This window comes from Telluribacter sp. (genome assembly GCF_035998675.1).
Taxonomy (GTDB): Bacteria; Bacteroidota; Bacteroidia; order Cytophagales; family Spirosomataceae; genus Telluribacter.
Genome location: NZ_DASYHI010000008.1, coordinates 86,852 through 102,598, shown reverse-complemented (window position 1 = coordinate 102,598; position 15,747 = coordinate 86,852). Strand labels below are relative to the sequence as shown.

Sequence of the window (15,747 nt, the reverse complement as noted above, 5' to 3'; positions counted from 1 at the left end):
AACTTCTGAAGGATCAAGGGTAGGTACCCTTCACGGGGTCAATTAGTCTTGAAAAGGCATCCCGGTCGGTGATTTTGTGTCGCTGCTGCGGATGGTTGGGTACCCGGGGGTGGGTTCGTTCCAAGAGTTGATCCACTAGCAACTTTTTTACCACCCGGCTGAGTTGCCTATGACCCGGCATACATCTCAGTACACTACCAATTTCTTGGGAGGCATTTCTTCTTGAACTATTTCTATCTAAATTGTGTACCATAACGGTACACAAAAACAATGCGCTATGCTTGTGATCAGCTCCCGCGAATTCCGCGACAACCAAAAGAAATACATGGACCTGGCAGACAGTAATCAGCAAATTATCATACTAAGGGGGAAAGGGAGAGCCTATGTGCTCACACCAGTGGGTGAAAAAGACCGCTACTTCATGGATCCTCAGGTGAGGGCCGAGATCCAGGAAGGCATCGCCCAATACCAGGCTGGTAAAACCACACAAGTGGATAAGGCGGACTTCGACCGGCTCCTGGGACTGTGAGCTATCGGATTACTTTTACCGATAAGGCGCTGGAAGGGATTGAAAAACTGAAAAGGTCAGGTAACAAGCCGGTGCTGAGGAAAATCCGGAAACTGCTCGACGAGCTCACGGAGCGCCTGTATACCGGCACCGGCCAGCCGGAACAATTGAAGTATGACCTGGCGGGCTTCTGGTCACGCCGGATCAACCGGGAGCACCGCCTCGTTTATGCCGTCGATGAAATGACCATCACCGTCACCGTTATCTCCGCGAAAGGCCACCACCAATGACATGTCAGGTCAAAACCCAAAATTTCGCTGCCAGAATGGTGTGGCACGTCCTACGAGGACAAATTTTCAAGTGATCGGCTTCATGTAGGTACCCGAGTTCGGCCCGCCGTGCAATGTACACCAGGAGAAGCCATCGTAGTCCAAAAAGCGCATTTTCTTCATGGCTTCCTAGGCCGAGAACGCCTGCCAGGCCTGGCTTTCCGGCCATTTGTCCAACGTCAGTTTCCGGCCGATAGTGCCCTCGTCGTACGGCCATTCGTAGGAATGCATCCGATAGTAGGGCTTGCCGCGCAACAGTTTCCAGTTGGATTGGGCGATCGACTCCTCGTGTTCGAAATCGAAATAGGCCAGTTCAGGACTGTCGAGCAGGTCCTGGCGGTAGGCGTCGGGCCACCTTCGCAGTTCCGACCAGTCTTTGGTGTAGCCCGTGGGCGAGTCCTGGTTGCCGCGCGTGACCATCGGCGCGGTGTAGGCCCAGGAGGCTTTGATGGGATTGCCCTGGTAGTCGATGGTACCCAGGTCATTGCCGTAGTGCAGGTGCATCAGGTAGGACGAAAGGAAAATCAACCGACTCGAATCGACGGGATAAACGGTGTTGTATATCGTTTCGGCAAAGGCATCGGACTCCGTGACGGGCTTGCCCTTGAAGCTCTGCGGGTGGTTGGACGCCTCCCAGACCACGATGCTGGGGTGATTCATCACCTGTCGCATATAGCGCGGCATGTCGGCGAAGTCGATCTGCCGCCAGTCGTTGCCCGTCCTGATCCAGGAGGGCGTCGTCCAGATGAGCATCACGCCGAGTTGGTCGGCCATTTCGGCGATGCGCGGGTCGTTGATGCCCTCGGAGGTCGAGTTTTCCCAGGCGTGATCTTGGATGCGCAGCAGGTTGCCGTTCTTTTTTTGACCATCAGCAGTTCCCTGGCGATCCACTCCACGGGCGGACAGCGTTGCCAAACGGCCATCTTGTCGAGCGGCCCCCGGAAGCCCATGATCTGCGCCCCGTTGAGCATGGACACCTGCCCGTTGAGCCGGAAATGTCCGCCCTGCTGATCGACGGTGCGAAGCTTGGTAGCAAAAGCGTAATCGTCGATCGCCTTTTTCTTATTATCGCCCAGCGTCACCTGCACCCGGGAAAGGGCCGGATTTTCGGCGGTCCAGAGATTCGGGATTTTCACCGTCAGCACGGGCATGAGCGTCAGACTGTCTGTGAAATCGACAGGCACAGTGACCGTAGCTACCGCTTTGGCCGATTCGGTGGGATACCAGGGGAAAAGGGCGATGGCAACCTCACCCCGAAATGTGCCCTCGTGCTTCAAGTTGACCTGAATTTGAAGACGGGCCACGTCAGCCTTATCGCCTAGCGGCAGCGTGTGCGCGTTGGCCGACTCGATGTGGGCGGCCGCCAGCAAATCCAGCGACATTCGCCCCGCCTGCCAGCCGATGTTCAGGTCGATCAGCGAATGAGGCATCAACTCGCCTACCGCCTCAGTCAGCATGAAATGATTGACCTTGACGGCGATCAGATTGGCCTGGTTAGGCTTTAGAAAAGAACTGATATCGATCCGAAGCGGATAGCGTTCGGTGATAACCGCCGCGCGCTGCCCGTTGACCCACACCTCCCCGCCGGGGTCCAGAGTTTCGATGTTAAGGAAAGCCTTTTGAAAAGTACCTATTTTAACTTCTTTTCGCAGGTAGAGGTCTTCCTCGGCGAAGCGCTCCGAACCGTGACCCAGCGGTAGCTGACCCGTTTCCCACAGGCGGTCGTCGTAGGCCGGGGCATTCCAGTCGACGATGTCGGGTTTTCCCTGGAAATTTTCGTCCAGGAACGTTTCGGGGGCATAGGGGTAGTGGTCCCGGCCCGTCAGCGCGTAGCCGATGCCCAGCAGGTCGTCCAGTACCACCGCTCCCGCCGACTTCACGGCGAAGGTGTTGACCTGCCCGATGGAACTATACCCCTTGTTGTAGGCCAGTCGCTCGGTGCTGGCCCGTTCGCGCGGCACGTAGTCGGCCACCAACCGATCGTCCACGTAGAGGTTATAGCGCCCCACCGTCGTTTCGCCGCCCGACAAATCGACCTCTACCCGGAAGTAATGCCATTGGCCGGGCACGTAGGCCAGTGTATCGACGCGCTGGTGGCGGGCGGTAGTATAAAACAGCCGCCCATCGTTCCTGTAGCCGCCGGAACGCGCGCCCGGTCGGAAAGCTGGAATTTTACCTCGTGCTGTGTCTCAGCCTTCGCCCGCCACGACACAGTGAAGCGCCAGGCCTGGCTGGAAAAGCGCCAGGTGAGCGGCTCCGTGCACCCGCCGAGCCGTAGGTGGCCGTCGTTGCGGGTCACCCCCTTCGTTTGCTCCCAGCGAGCCAAGTCTTGTTGCCGTTCCTCGTGCTGTCCGGCGCGGTAGCCTAGGTACTTCCAGTCGGTCAGCGGCTGGTGCTGCCGCACCTGGGGTTGGGGCTTGGTTTTCACCCGGGCCAGGGCTTCGGCCACTTCGGCGTCGGTGACCACCTTGGTATTGAGTTACGGGTCGTCGAACTGCTGGCGGGCCAGGTCGGCGTACTGCGTCAGAAACGCCACCCGCTGCTCAGTGGAGAACACGGCGGTTATACCTTTAAAATCGATTTCGCCGTTGGCTGCCTTGTCGGGCGAGAAATAGCGCAACTCAAAGGACTGGCTGGATTGGGAAAAGGCGAAAGAGGAAACCAAAAGCAGAAGCGAGCAGTGCCATTACGTGCGATAGTGAATGGAAAACATAAGGAAAAACTGATTTAGAAATTTGATATTCTGTACAAAAACGAGTGCGGAAAAATCTGAGACGCTCCCTGTGAGCTTTACACGCGAATGATTTTTTCAATGCTGATCCGGTAAATCTGCCTTCCCAGTTTCTCGTGCGTAGAGTCGAAGAATACTTCCGTACCCTGCTGATTGGCGCGCGGATGCAGGTCGCAGCGGTACTCGCCCTTGTACTGCGGCGGCGAGAGGAACTTGCCCAGGATCACGCGCCGCTTGCTGGGGACGTGGTAGAGGTAGAGCGTCTGCATCCGGTCGCCGTCGGGGTAGGTGTCGTTGAGCACCCACTCGTTGTCGGTGCCGGGAATATAGGTGTTGTGGCCGTTGACAGTCATGGCCTCCGCCCCAATGTGTTCGCTGTTCTGGGTGTGGTCTTCCATGAGCCAGAATCCCCACTCCTTGCCCACGGGTCTGGTCCAGGCCAGGATGCGCCCGGGTCCGTCCCAGATGATGTGAGAGGTATCACCCGAAGGGTCGATGACGTAGCGGTCGCCGCCGTCGGTGGTGTTCATCGTCACCATGCGGGTGATGAAGGGCGTGGTCTTGACTCCGTCCTGTTCCTGCACTTTGTGCCGCCAGCGGTTGAGGAAAAGCATCCGCTTACTGTCGGGGCCGATGAGCAGATGGTTGAACCAATGCCAGTAGTTGTCCACCGACTCGCCCAGGTGCGGGACGGCGGCCATTTCGGCATAAGAGACCAGCATCTTATGCTTGCCCGTTTTCAAATCCATCCGGTAAATGCCGATGTCCGCCGGGGCCTTCTCTTTCTCATAAGGGTCAGTGATGCCCACGTAGCCGTAGCCGGGCCGTAGGTTCTGGATACGGTTGAACTCGGTGCCGACGGCGAACTTCCCATTGGGAGCCAGGGCGTAAATGGCCTTGGGCAGGATGCGCTCCTTGCCCGTTCTGATGTTGCGGACGCGGCTCTTGAAAGCTCCGTCGATGCGGTCGTTCCAGATGACCTCTTCCTTAGAGTTGGGCAGCCACTGCAACATGCAACCCTGCTGCCAGCCCCAGGCATTGGACGTACCCAGCTTGCGCCATTTGTTGTTGTCTTGTAGGTCAATCAAGCCGATTTCCAAGGGGTCGTCGGGGCCGGGGGTGTGGCCCTCGAATGGGGCCTGCATCCCCAGTGCGTAGCGACCCGTGGGGTCAACTTGTAGTTTATCGTAGTAGCCGAACCAATGAGGATGCGCGCCGTCGGTGATGCGCTCGACAGGGAATTCTTCGGCGGGAAAGAAATGCATCGAAGGGAGGGTAGCCATTCCCAGGCCGCCCAGCAGGCTGTTTTTGAGAAAATTACGACGAATCATTTAGCTGTAAATTAAGCGTTTGTGTTTGTCCTGTTTTGAGAAAAGGCCCATTTGATTACTATTTAACGGCTTGGCTCTCCCTCATTTGATAGAGGTCTTTTAGAAATCTATCCTTCAATCCAATAGCCGCACATTGTACTGTCGCGGGCTGGGCTGATAGCGTGAAAATTTTTCGGGTAGCAGTGGCTCGGGAGTGAATATGAATACGTACCTGTCCCAGGGATTGTACAGCACGGCCTCTTCCCGGGAGTCGCCCGCCACATCGGCCGGAATGCAATGATACCATCCCTGTCGCTGATCGCCCTGCGTTTCGGGCAGGGCGGGAAATTGGTGCGCCAGGGTACCTTTGCCACTCCACAGCACCCCGCCGTTATAGAGGTGGGCGGGTTTCGTAGGGCCATTCCAGTAGATGACGTCCATGCCCGTGTTGTTGGGCGACTGATTGACCTTAAACCTGCGGAGGATTTCCCCTTCCTGCCCCACCAGCATCATATCGGTGTGGTGGCCGTTGTAGCGGATCATCATCTGCGGGCCCGGCGCGGCATCGTCGAAATGCGCCACGCGTAACTCTTGCCCATGCGGCACGAGTGCCTCGCCCAGATTCAGGACAGCGTTGCCTTCTTGGTCCATCACATGGCCGAAACCCGAGCAGAAAGCTCGCTTTTTCTTGGGGTCGTCCCAGTAATCGATGACCACGGCGTCCATGTTCTTCCCTAATTTCTTTTCCCAAAGCGGCTGCCCCCCGGCATTCAGCACGTAGTAGCCGCCGTTGATTTCGTCGCGCCCATCGTTGTCCATGTCTCCCAGGGCAGGGACGTAGGCTGGGCAGTTGGCGTACTCGTCCCACTGGTTTTCGTAGGTCCAGAGTACCCGCAACTCGTTATCGAACGCAATGATCTTTGTGCCTAGCTTGACGATAAAATCCTGCGGGCTGGACTTCCCCCGCAAGTTAGCGATCAGGATGCGCTGGTGTACCCAATTGGGGCCTTTCCCCTGGCTTGAAGTCAGTTCGGGTGGATTGGCCTGCCGCTTCACGCGGCCTGTCTTCCCGTCCAGGATCTGGACGGATACGTTCGCCATGCTTTGTGGCTCTACGGTTTTCCCCTCTTCCACAAAAAAGGTGATGACCTCGTTACTCCCGTCGGCATCGATGTCGAAGATTGTCACTGGACCAGGGCGATTGGGCTGTAGGCCACCCGCCCCTTTCTGCCAAAGCACCTTCCCGCTTTCATCAAACGCGCCGATAAAACAGGGCTGCACGGCCCCGCCGCCCACCGAGTTGGCGGCGCGGTAGACCAGGAAATCGGCCCTTCCGTCGTTCGTCAGGTCGCCCATGCGGAGGTCGCCCCCGTAGGTAAGCCCGTCGGTGGTAGTGAGGAAAGCTTGCGGGATGGGTACTTTTCGATAAAGAATGGGAGTACCTTCTTCTTGTTTTTGACTAAAACCGAGGCCGACCACAACCGTAAGGAAGAAGATTCCCGCTGCCCAGAATGATTTTTTCATGGAGTAAATTACGGAATCTGGCAATTTTCTCATAAAAACGGGATAATGTTCAGGTCGGTGGGGTACCTTTCCTAACTTTACTGGTTCAGAAGCTCCAGTCCGTAGAATTTTCGCGGGGTTTGCTGTTAAGTGCGACGTGCAGTCGAAGAAATCCGGATAGCAGATCCCCCGTCCCCAGCTTGGCCTCATAGTAATTATCCCCTTTCTGGCGGACGAACAATCCGTCTTTCCACAGAAACGCAACGGCCATATCGGCGTATCGCTGGGCTTGTTCCAGATACTGTTTGTCTTTGGTCAATTCGTACCCTTCCAAATTGGCGTGAATGGCCTCCCCCAGATTCTGGTCGTTGTAAATGTCCGGCAAGGATTGGCCGTTGGCTATGGCTAGGGACTTCTTCACGATGGAGGTCAGTTCGTTAGCCCCGCCTTTTGCCGCTATGTACGCCGCTACCCGGCTGAGGGTGAGCAGGCTGGACGTGCCGTAGCCTTCTTTCCAGGGCGTGGACCAGGGTGCGCCTTTAACGGGACTGCCGTCCAGGTTGACCTCGCTGTAATAATTTCGTTGCGCCTCGTTCCAGCCGTATTTATCATAGGCCAGCAGCAGCGTGACCGCCTGGCGTTTCATCTCGTCCGAAGCACACAGCTCCCCTGCCTTGTAAAGCCAGTAGGCATATAACGCCGTGTTGCTGAGGCTGGCGGTCTTTCCGGCTTCGGGTTCGGAGGCATGGTAAAGACAGCCCAATACCAGATTGGTGCGACGGTCGCGCAGGTTCCAGTACAGGGTGCCGATTTGCCAGCTTTTCTCCTTCCAGGTGGCATCGCCGGTTTGTTGGTACAGGAAAGCGTAGGAATAGGCGTACAGCGCGGCGTGTTTGATCCAGGGCATGATGACCTTCTGGTATGTGCTCTTGTTCCAAACGGCGTGACGGTTGAACAGGTTCGTTTGTGGATCGGGGCCGGTGAAATGGTATTGCAATCCTTCGATGGCCTGCCGGGTGCGGACCGGGTCGGCCTCCCACAAGCGCGGCCAGGGTGGCGTCCACTCGATCAGCTCATGGGGCATTAGAAAACCCGGCATCTGCTCAATCATCCGGCTTTCGGACACCGAAACCGTATCGGTAAAGAAATTGTAGTACAAGTGTTCGCCCCAACCTAAAAGGCCCGTGGCCGGGTGCTGCGCACGTTCTATGAATGCCTGGGAGTAGGCTTTCGAGGCCTTTTGGTACTTATTACTACCGGTGATCTTCGTAAGTTCATCGAATACCCGCAATGTAACTACGTCGTGGTAGTAATTGGCTCCCCCGACGGCCCGATCGGAGGAGCGCACCCCTGCGGTCGGGGGCACGCCCCTGATGGGTACCGTTCGGTCACGCGCATCTATGACGGCAGCCCACATGGGCGTGGACGCCGGGCCGTAAGTGTCAAGTCCGGTAGCTAACAGCGTATCGGCAAAGGTTTGGACGTAATACAAATAATCGCGCTTGTCCTGCCGGGCGCTCCCTTGCCCAGCGGATAACACAGCGACTTTATCGGACGAATTGTAGCGGGATCCGGAGATGTGCATCGTCTGCGCTACTACCGGAATGCTAGGTAACAGGCACAGCGGCAGACAAAAACAGCGGAGGTTTTGACAGAGGAACGAAATAGGCATAAGATGATTATTTCCGGTAAAAAACAAAAATGCAAGAAGTATAACATACATTCGGCGTGCCGTTGTGCCAATTCCAAGGTCTCACTCAGTCAACGAGCATTCCATTCATCGGCGTAGGAAAAGCAGTACAGGCTAAATTTCGTCCCTTCCATATCTCCCACAGGTCCCTTCTCCGATACGCGCACCGAGTTATGTGCCGACGCACATTCGCCGGGAAAGTAGGAAAAACCACCATCCGCTTTCTTGTGGACTTTCAACAGGAACTCAGCCATCCTGTTGCCCGCATCGCGTATATCCTCAAATCGGTAGCCGTGGTCCAACTGCTGGTTCAGATCTTTCAGCACCTTCATCGAATCCCAGTTGATGGTCATGGGGGAGTTGCCGCTGCTGCCGAACTGACCGTTGGGCTGCTGCAATGCCAACACCGAATCCAGGGCTCTCTCCGCATGGGGCACCTCCTTTCCCACGGCCTGGTAGCCGGAGATTAGCTTAAACAAGCCCGCCATGCCCACTTCCTTACTTTTGCAGCCCTGCTTCATGGGCAGTCCGGTTTTTGGATCCATAATATGCCCTTCCAACGTGGCGAAGGCTCGCTGAATGGTCGGTTCGGTGAGGGATTTTTTGGCATCGGGCAGGCTATCCCAGTAGAACCGCACCACCTTCGTGAACCGTTCGCCATACAGCCAGGGATTGGACCAATCCAGGCTCATAATCCAGTCCCGGACGTCCACTTCGCGCAGGTCCACGAAAGGGGCCTTGTCGCCCCGGGACTTGGGCGTAGCGCCAAGCTGATTGAGCGCGCCCTGCGCCGCTCCCGACATATGCGCCCAAATGTGCTCCCACGAGTGACGGTCGCTGATCCGGTCCTGCTCGCCGACCAATGGATCAATGTAGTATAGCTCGTCCGGGTGCCAGGTAGACTGAAAAAATGAGATGGCCTCCTCCTTTTGGGCCTGGGGCACCGCATCCAGCTCACCCAAGGTATCCAGGATTCCGATCCCCATGGCCGAGGACTCCAGGGCGTATTTCCTGTCCATCAAAACGGTGTACCTCCAGCGTCCCCAGCCTTCATCCGGGTACCTGGTGGTTTCCAGGAACCGCAGGACGTCCGCTTTTTGGGAAAGCAGGTAGCTGCTGCCTTTCTTACGCGCAGGGAATCCGGACAGGGAAAGTGGGAATACGGCGTACAGGACACCCACACCGATGGATTTTAGATTTTCTCTTCTGTTCATGATATGAATTATAGCAGATTACCGCAGCACCGACGGAATCACATGGATGGCCCCGTTGGTGGGTTCGAGATTTGAAACGAACACCCGGTTGCCGCTGGCCGTAATGGTGAAGGTTTCGTTGCGGTTCAGGTTGATGCTTCGGCCCTTGAGCAGCGAAGGGTAGGGTACGATGTCGAGCGTCAGGTCGGAGGACAGCACCTTCTTGTCCAGAATGTGCAGCAGCAGGGTGTTTCGCAGACTTTCGACCGGAATGTCTTCCAGTTTTTTATTTCCCAAAAAGGCTTTGAAGGCCACATCGTCGGGCGCGAAGAGCGTAAAGGTACCCCCGTTCAGAGTGCTGGCCAGACCCGCCCGGTCGATGGCCTGCGCGAGCAGACTAAAGGCATCGGGACGACTTTTAAGGAAACCAACGATGCTGGCGTCGATCTGGCCACTAGGCCGCTGGGGGGATGGCTCATACTCGAAGGAGGTTTGGCAACCTCCGCACAAGGCCAAAAGCAGCAGGAGGAAAGGCAGGTTTTTTTTCATGATAGCTTATTTGTAAAAAGAGTTTTGAACCAGGCTGGGATTGGCGTTCAGCAGCCCCTCGTTGATGGGCCACAGGTAGTTGGCCGGATCGGTGATGAGAGGTAGCTCGCGGGTGACGACCCCGTTGCGCACTAAATCGAACCAGCGCTTGCCTTCGACGCACAGCTCCACATATCGTTCTTTCAGGATGGCATCTTTCACCTGCGCTTGCGTGGTGGCGGTGCTGGCGGGCAATCCCGCGCGGCTGCGGATGCGGTTCAGGTCCACCAGGGCGTCGGCGGTGCGGCCCTGGTCGTTGAGCATCTCGGCCCGAAGCAAGATGATGTCGGCCAGGCGGTAAATGATGATGTTGGCGTCGAAAAAAGTAAGTTGTTGAATCCCCGTGGGCGAGCCCCGGTACTTGATGTACTTCGGAAAGCTGGTCGTGATGTCGAGCGCAATAGCCGGTACCCGCAAGTCATTCGGCTCGAAGATGGCCAGGAGTTTTTCGTGAATCAGCAGCCGATTGGAGGCGCTGAACGGGGCGTACGAAGTGAGCGAGGCCGGGGAGTCGTTTTCCTGCAACTCGTTCTGGGAGTTATTGAACTGGATTTCATAGATACTTTCGGGCTGATTCTTGACAGAGAACAAATTGCCGTAAGCCGCTCCCGGCACCAGCGAAAAGCCGCCCGTGTCGATAATCTGGTTGGCCGCCGCCAGTGCTTTGGCGTAAAAATCAGTTTTGCCTTCCACTTTTGCCATCCACAGGGCGTAGTCGGTTTGCAGAGCCAGCGCAGCCCAGCGGGTGGGCCGTCCCTTCGTCTCGCTTACGGTGCTATATACGGTGGGCAGTTGGGCAATGGCGAGTTCGATATCCTTCTCGATCTGCGCCAGTACCTGGGCTTTGGGCGCCCGGGGCTGCAAAAAATTGGTGGTGGCCGAGGTGTAAGGCTCGGTGATGAGCGGCACGTCGCCCCAGAGCCGTACGGCGTAATAGTAGCTGAATGCCCGCGCGAAGGCTGCCTCGCCCATGTACTGGCTTTGAAGGCCTGGGTTCAAGTTCGGCACGCGGGAGAGGTTGGCCAGCATCCAGTTGGCCCGGCCAATGACGGTGTAGAGCCGCGTCCAGTTACCGTACTGGGTGCCCGCCGAGAGATTGTTCTGCATGACATCGACCAATGACTGAACGAGGTTGCCCCGCTTGCTGCTGAAAATATCGGCTCGCAGGTCACCCCACACGCCCACCCACATGGTGACGTCCTGCAGGCCATCGTTCAGACCCACGGCGGCGGCTTTGGCTTCGTCGGGGGTGTTCCAGAAATTATCCTGCGTGATGCTATCGACAGGTTTAGTGTCCAGCACATTACAGGCGCTCAGCAGCGCCGTCATCACGCTCAGTACGGCTATTGTTTTATGTATTTTTTTCATGAGAAATTTTTTTTGCCCGCTTTACAAAACGATTATCTTAATTAAAAACCCACATTAATCCCGACAATGACCGAACGGGCCAGCGGGTAGTAACCCAAATCGACGCCGTACTCGATGGCATTCCCATTGGCATTGGAAGAGGTATTGACCACTTCGGGATCCAGGCCGGAGTAGCGCGAGAAGGTCAGTAGATTCTGCCCCGTCACGTACACCCGCGCCGACTTTGCGAAGAATTTGGAAATCAGGGCGGTAGGCAAGGTGTAGCCCAGCGAAGCCGTCTTGAGGCGGATGAAGGAGCCGTCCTCCAGCCAGTATGACGAATTTTGCCGGCCGTTCTGTCGGGAATCTCCCACGTAGATTTTCGGAAAACTGGTGATGTCGCCGGGATTGCGCCAGCGGTTCAGCACGTCGGTCGAGGCCCCAGCCCCGGTACCCAGGCGGTGGCTGTCGCGGTCGCGGCGGAGTTCGTTGAAGACATCGTTGCCGTAGGAGAAATTGAAGAACACGCTCAGGTCGAAGCCCGCATAGGAGAAATTGTTAGTGAAGCCGCCTGTGAAGTCGGGGTTGGGGTTGCCCAGGATCACGCGGTCGCTGTTGTTGATGATATTGTCGCCGTTGGCGTCCAGGAACTCCACGTCGCCACCTTTGTAAATAAAGCCCGTGGGACCGTTGAAGCGGAGCTGCTTGGTGTTGTCCTCATCGGTCGGGAACACACGCAGTTGCTGAAAGCCGTAGAAGCTGCCGATGGGCTGGCCCACCCGCAGCACGGCCCGTCCAGTCACGATGTCGGCGTCGTTGGGCAGACTAAGGACTTTATTGCGGTTGAAGCCCATGTTGAATGAGGTGGACCACTTGAAAGCCCCCGTAAAGTTGCGGGTGCCGAGGTCGAACTCGAAGCCCTTATTCTCGATCGACCCCAGGTTGACAGCGATGGTATTGTAGCCTGTTTGGGTGGGGATGACCTGGTTGAACAGCAGGTCGTCGGTGCGCTTGTGGTAATAGTCGGTTGTGAAAGTCACGCGGTTATTGAACAGTGCCAAATCCAGGCCGATGTCCCACTGCGTGGTGCTTTCCCAGCTTAGGTTGGGATTAGGCAGGCCGTTGCCCGCCGGAGCCACGCCGCCCTGTCCGTTGTAGTCGGCCCCGATGGCCAGCGACCCCCGCGCGGCGAAGTTGCCGATCTGCTGGTTGCCCGTTTTGCCCAGGCTGCCCCGCAGCTTCAGGTCATTGATGGTGCGGTTGCCTTTTAGGAAACCCTCTTCCGAAATGCGCCAGCCGACCGAGGCCGAGGGGAAAAATCCGAAGCGGTTGTTAGCCCCAAAGCGCGACGAGCCATCGTAGCGGGCCGTGGCGCTGAGCAGGTACCTTCCCTCGTAGTCGTAGTTGACGCGGGCAAAGTACGACTCGATGCCGTAAACCGTCTTGGTGGTATAAAGCGACTCACGCTGCGGCGCGGCGTTCAGCGTCGGGATCAAGTCAGTAGAGTAAAGCGAACCCTCGCCGCCGATGGTTTCGGTGTTGTTCTGCTGCTGGCTATAGCCCAGAAGGCCCGTGACGTTGTGCTTTTGGGCAAACTGGCGCGTGTAGGTAAGCGTGTTTTCGTTGATCCAGTTAAATTGCTGAGTAAGCTGCGCGGCCCCGGTGCGCTTGGCGGAACCGAACGAGAAAATGATTTGGGGATAAAAGCGATCTTCCTTGAAGGCCAGGTAGTCCAGAGCAATGGAGGAGCGAAACCGCAATCCTTTAAGAAGCTCGTATTCACCGTACAAATTGCTAATCAATCGGTTGGAACCAGTCTTTTGGTACGATGCCACTAGTGTGGTGATGGGGTTGTTGGGTAGCAGGTTGCCGTTGTCGTCGTAGGGCGAATCGGTGGGCGGACGGGTGAGGGTGCGGAAAATGACGCCGCGCGAGTCGCGGTTGGACTCGCTGACGCGGTTGCTGTTGCTGTGGCTGAACGTAAAGGTGTTGCCAATTGTAAACCGCTTGCTGGGTCGGTACTCCACGTTGGAGCGGGCCGTGATGCGCTGGTACTTCGAGTTCAGCATGATGCCGTCCTGGTCGAAGTACCCCCCGCTGACGTAGTAGTTGATCTTGTCCTGTCCGCCGCTGACCGACATCTCGTAGTTCTTGATGGGCGCTTTTTGGAAAAGAGCATCCTGCCAGTAGAAGTCGTTGTCGAAATTGACCGTGTCCAGGGCCGCGATGGGGTCGCCGGTGCGGATGTCGCGCCCGGAGTTGGCCCAGGATTCACGGACGTAAGCGCGGTACTGGTCGGCGTTGATTTGCGAAATGGTGCGGGTGATCTGCTGCGTACCCGTGTAGGCGCTGAACTTAATGCTGGGCGCGCCCGCCTTGCCGCGCTTGGTGGTGATGAGGACGACCCCGTTGGCGGCCCGTGCTCCGTAGATAGACGTGGCGGCGGCATCTTTCAAAATCTCAATCGACTCCACATCGTTGGGATTGATGTCGGCCAGCGGGCTGCTGCCCGAGCCGCCGTCGGCCAGGCGGTCCACGCTGTTGGACTGGATCAGGATGCCATCGACCACATAAAGCGGGTCGTTGCCGCCCTGCACGGAGGAGTTGCCCCGGATGCGCACCGTGAGCGCACCGCCGGGCTGGCCGCTGCTCTGCGCCACCTGCACGCCCGCCGCCCGTCCCTGCAATAGGTTATCGACGCTCGCCAGGGGAATGTTTTGCAAATCCTCGCCACTGACCGAAGCCACGGCGCTGGTCAGGTCGGCCCGCTTCTGGGTACCGTAGCCCACCACGACCACTTCGTTGAGGATTTTGTCATCGGAGGCCAGGGTCACGTTAAGTTTTGAAAGATTGCCGAGGGTTCTTTCCTGTGTGACGAAGCCAACCGACGAAAACACCAGCGTAATGTCACCTTCCGGAACTGTTAACTGGTAGCGGCCATCGGCTCCCGATATGGTACCCCGGCTGGTTCCTTTCACCACTACGCTCACGCCGGGGAGTTCTTCTCCGTCATCGCCCGTCACCACGCCCGAAATGGTACGATCGATAACCGCCCGCAAACCGGAAGTCGAAACCAACATCGACGATGCGCCCAGCGGTTGAATGTCCCCCCCCGGTATTGCGGGCGTAAGTAGTTCCGTAGTATTGACCTGGGAGGTTGGTTTGGATTTAGTTTCTTTGGGATCGAGAATCAGGTAGGTTGTCTGATTGATTTTTTCCACGGCCAGCCCCAGCGGTTCGACCAGTTTCTTCAAAATACGCTCAGGCTGGTTGCGCGAGAGCAGCGGCGGACTAGTGTACAGGCCACCCACCACTTTGTCCTCGGCCAAAAGCGAGATTTTGTAGTGCGCTCGAACCATCGCCAGTGCTTCGGAGAGTTTCAGGCGCTTTTGCTGTGCGCCGTCGGCTTTGGCTTTGGCCGCAAACGTTTGCCGGGCCGTGGCCAGTGTTTGGGCGGTAGCGGGCAGCAGCAGGTTGGTGAACAGCAGTAGCCCGACTAGGTTCAGGGCGTAGGTTTTGAAAAATGTTTTCATAAAAAATCAATTCAAGGGTTTGGCGTACATAGTTATGCGCTGTTCTTGGCGGTCGATCCGCACGGGGATGAGACGTTCGAGGGCGGTGAGGAGTTCGTCGGCGGTGCGGGCCTCGATCGTTCCAGTGATGGTGCGTTCAGCGATGGCCGGGTCGGCGATGACAACGGGGACGCCGAAGCGATCGGTGAGCTGGAGCGCGACTTGACCTATATCCGTGTGGTCGAATATAAATTGATGGTTGCGCCATGCCGTCAGCTGCTCGGGGCGGGTCGTACGGCCTTCTTGTACCAAACCCGCTTTGGCCACCTCGACCCAGTCGCCGGGCTTCAGCATCTTTTGCCGACTCAGTTGGTGTTGGGTGTAGGTTAACCGCACCGAGCCGCGTTCCAGAACCACTTTCGTTTTTTCGCGCCGACTGCTCACAGAGAATTCTGTTCCCAGCACATCGACCTGCGTCCCATCGGGCAACTGCACCACGAACGGGCGATCATCCTTAGTGTGAACGACGGAAAAAAATCCCTCGCCCGCAAGTTCCACACGCCGCACGGCCTGCCAGCGAACCAGGCGGCTCACGCGCAACACAGAATTGGCGTTCAATTCTACTGAACTCCCATCGGTCAGCTCGACCCGAGTCAACTGGCCGTACCCGGCACTGTATTCCTTGTAAAGTAATTGGTCACGGAATCCATAGGCGGTCAAAAGCAGAAAGGCGACCGAGGCGGCGGCCAGCCACCAGCGGCGGTTCAGCGACCGGACAATCGTCGGTTGCGGTCCGGAGTTCGAATCGTCGGCTTGCAGATTCGAAAGCAGCTGGGCCAGTTCGTTTTCGGTTTGGGAATCGACCCATAGGTCGCGCCTTTCGCGGGCTTCCAGTTGTTGGAAATACTTTTCCTGATTCGACGGAGAAGCCTGTAGCCAGGCTTCCACGCGTTTTCGAAGTGCGGGATTTGGGTCTCCGTCCAGGTAGGTATTGAGGTCTTTGGGATGTAGGTGGGTTGGCATAGCAGAGTGGTTT

13 protein-coding genes are annotated in these 15,747 nt (G+C 57.1%); 2 read left to right on the top strand and 11 right to left on the bottom strand.

Annotated elements, in window-relative coordinates; genetic code table 11:
• Positions 1-277 precede the first annotated feature (277 nt).
• Positions 278-529 (top strand): type II toxin-antitoxin system Phd/YefM family antitoxin, encoded by a 252-nt coding sequence (locus VGN67_RS03595; protein WP_327485400.1) that lies wholly within the window; start codon positions 278-280, stop codon positions 527-529.
• Positions 526-798 (top strand): Txe/YoeB family addiction module toxin, encoded by a 273-nt coding sequence (locus VGN67_RS03590; RefSeq protein ID WP_327485399.1) that lies wholly within the window; start codon positions 526-528, stop codon positions 796-798. The genes VGN67_RS03595 and VGN67_RS03590 overlap by 4 nt, the downstream gene beginning before the upstream one ends.
• Before the next feature lie 168 nt (positions 799-966).
• On the opposite strand, the gene VGN67_RS03585 is transcribed toward VGN67_RS03590, so the two are convergent.
• The 11 genes from VGN67_RS03585 to VGN67_RS03535 all read right to left on the bottom strand — a co-directional run bounded on the left by VGN67_RS03585 (position 967) and on the right by VGN67_RS03535 (position 15,734).
• Positions 967-1,611, bottom strand: coding sequence for a hypothetical protein (locus VGN67_RS03585; protein WP_327485398.1), 645 nt, complete (start codon positions 1,609-1,611; stop codon positions 967-969).
• Positions 1,590-2,906, bottom strand: a complete 1,317-nt coding sequence (locus tag VGN67_RS03580; protein ID WP_327485397.1) for a hypothetical protein — start codon at positions 2,904-2,906, stop codon at positions 1,590-1,592. The genes VGN67_RS03585 and VGN67_RS03580 overlap by 22 nt, the downstream gene beginning before the upstream one ends.
• Positions 2,907-3,316: 410 nt before the next feature.
• Positions 3,317-3,502 carry a hypothetical protein gene (locus VGN67_RS03575; protein WP_327485396.1) on the bottom strand — a complete coding sequence of 62 codons (186 nt, stop codon included), beginning with the start codon at positions 3,500-3,502 and terminating at the stop codon, positions 3,317-3,319.
• Positions 3,503-3,627: 125 nt separating this feature from the next.
• Complete coding sequence (locus tag VGN67_RS03570) at positions 3,628-4,899, bottom strand: hypothetical protein (protein WP_327485395.1); 1,272 nt, start codon at positions 4,897-4,899, stop codon at positions 3,628-3,630.
• A 114-nt stretch (positions 4,900-5,013) separates the two neighbouring features.
• Complete coding sequence (locus VGN67_RS03565; RefSeq protein ID WP_327485394.1) at positions 5,014-6,402, bottom strand: hypothetical protein; 1,389 nt, start codon at positions 6,400-6,402, stop codon at positions 5,014-5,016.
• Positions 6,403-6,487: 85 nt separating this feature from the next.
• Positions 6,488-7,966 (bottom strand): hypothetical protein, encoded by a 1,479-nt coding sequence (locus VGN67_RS03560; RefSeq protein WP_327485393.1) that lies wholly within the window; start codon positions 7,964-7,966, stop codon positions 6,488-6,490.
• Positions 7,967-8,142: 176 nt separating this feature from the next.
• Positions 8,143-9,285 carry a hypothetical protein gene (locus VGN67_RS03555; protein WP_327485392.1) on the bottom strand — a complete coding sequence of 381 codons (1,143 nt, stop codon included), beginning with the start codon at positions 9,283-9,285 and terminating at the stop codon, positions 8,143-8,145.
• Between the two features lie 18 nt (positions 9,286-9,303).
• A complete protein-coding gene (locus VGN67_RS03550; RefSeq protein ID WP_327485391.1) occupies positions 9,304-9,813 on the bottom strand; it encodes a fasciclin domain-containing protein in 510 nt (169 codons plus the stop codon).
• Positions 9,814-9,819: 6 nt separating this feature from the next.
• Positions 9,820-11,220: a RagB/SusD family nutrient uptake outer membrane protein gene (locus VGN67_RS03545; protein WP_327485390.1), complete on the bottom strand. Its 1,401-nt coding sequence runs from the start codon at positions 11,218-11,220 to the stop codon at positions 9,820-9,822.
• 41 nt (positions 11,221-11,261) lie between these two features.
• Positions 11,262-14,732, bottom strand: coding sequence for a TonB-dependent receptor (locus VGN67_RS03540; RefSeq protein WP_327485389.1), 3,471 nt, complete (start codon positions 14,730-14,732; stop codon positions 11,262-11,264).
• A 6-nt stretch (positions 14,733-14,738) separates the two neighbouring features.
• Entirely contained in the window at positions 14,739-15,734 is a 996-nt protein-coding gene (locus VGN67_RS03535) for a FecR domain-containing protein (protein WP_327485388.1), read from the bottom strand.
• Positions 15,735-15,747 lie beyond the last annotated feature (13 nt).